The organism is Veillonella dispar (assembly GCF_937975875.1).
In the GTDB taxonomy this organism is placed as follows: Bacteria; Bacillota; Negativicutes; order Veillonellales; family Veillonellaceae; genus Veillonella; species Veillonella dispar_B.
The window spans coordinates 1-4,174 of sequence record NZ_CALJSP010000059.1; the positions used below are offsets into that span (position 1 = coordinate 1).

A 4,174-nucleotide genomic window follows, 5' to 3' on the forward strand; every position below is an offset into this window, starting at 1 on the left:
CAGTAACACAAGGGCTAGCATCAAAATACGTTGAATCATAAAAACCTCTCTCAAACTAAACAGTCAAATACAGCTATTTACTTAATAGCTTAATCCATTCCATATACCATGGACTAAAGATGGAACTATTTTCAAGTCTCTCCTTATATGTTCCTTCTTCCCGCCATTGAGGCTCTTTTCGTAACTTTGCCGCATCATCAAAACTTACGTATTCGATCATATCTCTTAGCTGTTTATGTGTATAAGACGTTTTACTTTCATCATAATTAATGCGATAGCTGTAAACGTAAACAGAATCTCTCACAACATGACGGAGATAGGATTCACGATTAGGCTTATAGGAATCAACCAAAGAACCTGCAATCCCATTATTCCATACTACTGCGTATTGTGTAGGTGTTTCTAAGTCACCATATTTATATAAAAAATATAGTATTGGGATCTTAATAATCGTTACATCTTTATTTTTGTCCTTGATTGAGCTACGTATTACCCGTATTTTAGCTCCTGTATCTTCATATAGTCTCACATCATATACTCCATCCTCAACGGTTTCACTGATTAATTTAGCCGTTTTAGGAATACGAAAGCTATAATTGCCCCAATGCTCAATTTGGCTATAATTATCCAAGCTAGATAAAGACTCTATAGATGGAATAATATAATTACTCATCACCACCTCAGGTGCTTTGTTTTGATATGGATCTTCTGTATTAACCCAGCCACCATAGGTAACTCCATACGTGGTCTTTGTATCATTTGGAGTGAATTCCGTATACATTACGCGAGAACTGTTTGACATGAGCTTCCAAGAGGCATTCCTCAAGCCTCGATACGTATATTTTCCTTCACCATCAGCATATTTACTAAGTTCTTTCCCATGAGGTGGTCCTACTACTAGAAATGTACTGAGACTTTGAACAGCAAATAATGGCCCTTTCCCAGTCTCTGTTTCTACAACATCACCACGAAAGCTAACATTTGGGACGGATAATCTAATATTCTTATCCCCTTCATGAATCAATACAACTGTAGACTGCGAATAATCTGCAAGCTCCAACGCCTTAGCAAAACCAGGATGTTCCGAATTTAGCTTATCAAAGGTAGATAAAGAGTTTGTAGAATTTGATTTTACAAATTGACTATATGACTCTGCCTTTTGCTCCGCTACTTCATTAATATGACGATAATTCTCATACGCATTAGCAGGAATACTCGCATCTGCTCCAGGCATAGGCGGTTGTCCAGCTGGCACTTCGATCTGTACAGCACTTACATTCATGGTGAAAGCAGCTGCTAATGCTATCATAATTACACTTTTACGTAACATAAAACCCTCTCTTTTTCTTCTCTCACATTACAACAAAATAAGCACAATCTTATTAGCATAAGTATACTATGCAAACAAGACTGTGCCTATAATTAATAATTTTATAATTTAGTATATAAGAGTTACTTCTAATTGATATTTATAAGGTTTATCTCAATTTGACGATATAAATCTTTATCCCTATAATATAAGTAGATAGCTAGACGAGTCGAAACGTCAGGCGCATCTCGAAAAAAGTAAAACATTAGGAAATGGCCTTTCAGTTATCTAGTCACACTAGGCAACGGAGGGCTATTTGCTTTTTGTAAGGCAAATAAGGGCTACAAGTGCTCCACTAATCAGAACCACCCGTAAAACGGGTGGTTTGCTCACGGGCTATAAGCCCGTAGTACTAGGCCAGCGTCTAAAGGCGCTGGCTTTCACTACGTTCAAGCCGCATAGCCATTGACTCGTAACGTTCCCCTTAAAGGGGATGTGTATTACTTGCTACCCTTAAAAGGGTCCTCATATTCTTTTACACTAAGTTTATCTTTCATTTGGTCATGTAACTCTTGCTCACGTATATATTTCTTTACTGTAGCCTCATTTAAACCTACTGTACTAACATAATAACCCTCGGACCAAAAGTGTCTATTTCCAAATTTATACTTTAAGTTTGCGTGTTTATCGAACATCATTAGCGCACTTTTCCCTTTTAAGTATCCCATAAAAGATGATACTGATATTTTAGGTGGGATTAATACTAGCATATGCACATGATCAGCCATAAGCTCCCCCTCTATAATCTTGACGCCCTTATATTCACATAAACGTCTCAGTATTTCACGTAAACTATTTCTGTATTGATTATATATAACTTTACGTCTATACTTAGGTGTAAATACTATGTGGTATTTGCATAACCATTTTGTGTGCGCAAGGCTCTGTGTCTTTGTTGCCATATAAAATCACCTTTCTTTTGCATATAATGCGGCTTGAACACCTACATTATACTTAAGCAAGGTGATTTTTTTGTATAACTTTCGTTGCCGCACCCGCATAGCGGGTGGTTTAATGATTCGCGACTACGTCGCGAACCAGTCTAAAGACAATAATAAAAGCCAAGCTATTTTTAAATATGAATAGCTTGGCTTTTGCATTATGTAAATAAATTAAGAATATATCAGAAATCTAATATGAATGTTTAGGAGCTTTTAAGAACTAACGAAGAATCAGTCCAGCAATCACAAGTAGAATCGGAACTAATATAGCAAAAGCCGAAATAAAACAAACTATAACAACAATAGTACCATACGTTACTACACATAACTTTATAAAAAAATCCATAAAATTATATACACACATACCCACGGTAGATTGTTCTTTTAAAGAAATGAACCAAGCTTTTACTCTATAATATATATTAGGTTTATCAAATGCTGGATATAACTTTTCATACCATAAAATTACCCATGGTAAAGCCCAAATATTCCCAAAGCATAGTATCAATACGGGAAGATAATCTCTTAATGGGTACGCTTCTAATACATATCGATCGTACAGTAATGTATAAATCCCCCAAATAGAGGCTCCCCAAATAAATAAAAGTACAAACTTTAACAAGAGACCCAAAAGAAGTTTAATTCTCCATCCGAGTTTATCCACTGCTTTAACCATTCCATTCCTATTCATAAGCTATTACGGTTCATCATCATAGGCAATGCCATATGCTTTTTTATACATCAAATTAGGCAATTTATATTTTTCGTCACCAAATTCAGCAGGTAGAATCATAGCTTTTAGGTTTTCTGCATAGATTCGTTGTTGGCGAGTCTGTCCATTATTGTAATAGGTACCGCCATCATTAACGGTTCCAGTGATACCTGAGTTTTCTTGTTTTGCACGCCAAATAGAGATATATGGCGTCTTATCACCTTGTTTTAAACTGTTATCATGAGCATTAATCAAATGGCGCAAAGAACGATCCATTTGGTAATCGTATTGTACTGAAAGTCCTTGAATCATATTAGCAGCAGGCATGGAAACATAAATGCTGGCTTCGATACGACGATGACCATTCGGTGCCGTTACAGACTTAACAGATGAAAGGTCCAAATATTTTCCATCCCCTCGTCCAGAGTCAGCACTCGAATCGATGTGCTCAAATCGCTCTGAGTTTAATAAGTCAGCCTGTGTTACGGCTTGGCCTTTAATAGGCAATACGAGGCAGGCTAATAACCATAGTGAAAGTAAATATATACGTTTCATCGTCCACCTCACGGTACCACAATATCATCAAAATGCTGCTGATACACAGACATAAACATAGCATCCGCTATATCATACATAATAGTGTTATTACGATTAAGTGGGAACTTACGCGTATCATTCACATAATGCATTGGCTTCGTCGCACCATCAAAAGTATACTTCGCCACATCTACCTCTGTCATAGCTAAACCAGACTTACTTTCACTAGCCTCAATTAAAGCTATCATAGACGGACTCGGATTCATTATACGAGACGAATGAATAAGGGTCGCTAACGAATAGTTAGTATCATAATCCACAGTGAGCTGTCGCTCGTCAATGGTAGATTGATAAGACGTATCCATCACAACATAGTAGGTCCCACGCAAAGAATACTGTGGCGGTGCATAGCGAAGGGCCTCAATGGAATACGTGTTCAAATAGATATACAAGCCACCACTCTCCATAGAACCATTCATCGACCGAGTATGAACCAGCTTGAACTGTGGTGACGTCTTCAACTCCTGAAATGTGATTGCCTCTGTAGGCATGGTGAAAGCCAGTAACACAAGGGCTAGCATCAAAATACGTTGAATCATAAAAACCTCTCTCAAA

At 37.2% G+C, this 4,174-nt stretch carries 5 protein-coding genes; all 5 read right to left on the minus strand.

The window, feature by feature from the left end; translation table 11 throughout:
* Positions 1 to 73: 73 nt before the first annotated feature.
* Positions 74 to 1,330, minus strand: a complete 1,257-nt coding sequence (locus tag Q7P05_RS03035) for a hypothetical protein (RefSeq protein ID WP_303930358.1) — start codon at positions 1,328 to 1,330, stop codon at positions 74 to 76.
* A 479-nt stretch (positions 1,331 to 1,809) separates the two neighbouring features.
* Positions 1,810 to 2,271, minus strand: a complete 462-nt coding sequence (gene tnpA / locus Q7P05_RS03040; protein ID WP_005380067.1) for an IS200/IS605 family transposase — start codon at positions 2,269 to 2,271, stop codon at positions 1,810 to 1,812.
* A gap of 259 nt (positions 2,272 to 2,530) precedes the next feature.
* Positions 2,531 to 2,986 (minus strand): hypothetical protein, encoded by a 456-nt coding sequence (locus tag Q7P05_RS03045; protein WP_303930361.1) that lies wholly within the window; start codon positions 2,984 to 2,986, stop codon positions 2,531 to 2,533.
* A 21-nt stretch (positions 2,987 to 3,007) separates the two neighbouring features.
* On the minus strand, positions 3,008 to 3,577 hold the full coding sequence (locus Q7P05_RS03050) for a hypothetical protein (RefSeq protein WP_303930362.1): 570 nt from the start codon (positions 3,575 to 3,577) through the stop codon (positions 3,008 to 3,010).
* 8 nt (positions 3,578 to 3,585) lie between these two features.
* Entirely contained in the window at positions 3,586 to 4,158 is a 573-nt protein-coding gene (locus Q7P05_RS03055; protein ID WP_303930364.1) for a hypothetical protein, read from the minus strand.
* Positions 4,159 to 4,174 lie beyond the last annotated feature (16 nt).

Bases quoted from the DNA above. Each gene is read 5' to 3' on its own strand.
- Q7P05_RS03035 (WP_303930358.1), bottom strand. From the start codon at position 1,330: ATGTTACGTAAAAGTGTAATTATGATAGCATTAGCAGCTGCTTTCACC.
- tnpA (WP_005380067.1), bottom strand. From the start codon at position 2,271: ATGGCAACAAAGACACAGAGCCTTGCGCACACAAAATGGTTATGCAAA.
- Q7P05_RS03045 (WP_303930361.1), bottom strand. From the start codon at position 2,986: ATGGTTAAAGCAGTGGATAAACTCGGATGGAGAATTAAACTTCTTTTG.
- Q7P05_RS03050 (WP_303930362.1), bottom strand. From the start codon at position 3,577: ATGAAACGTATATATTTACTTTCACTATGGTTATTAGCCTGCCTCGTA.
- Q7P05_RS03055 (WP_303930364.1), bottom strand. From the start codon at position 4,158: ATGATTCAACGTATTTTGATGCTAGCCCTTGTGTTACTGGCTTTCACC.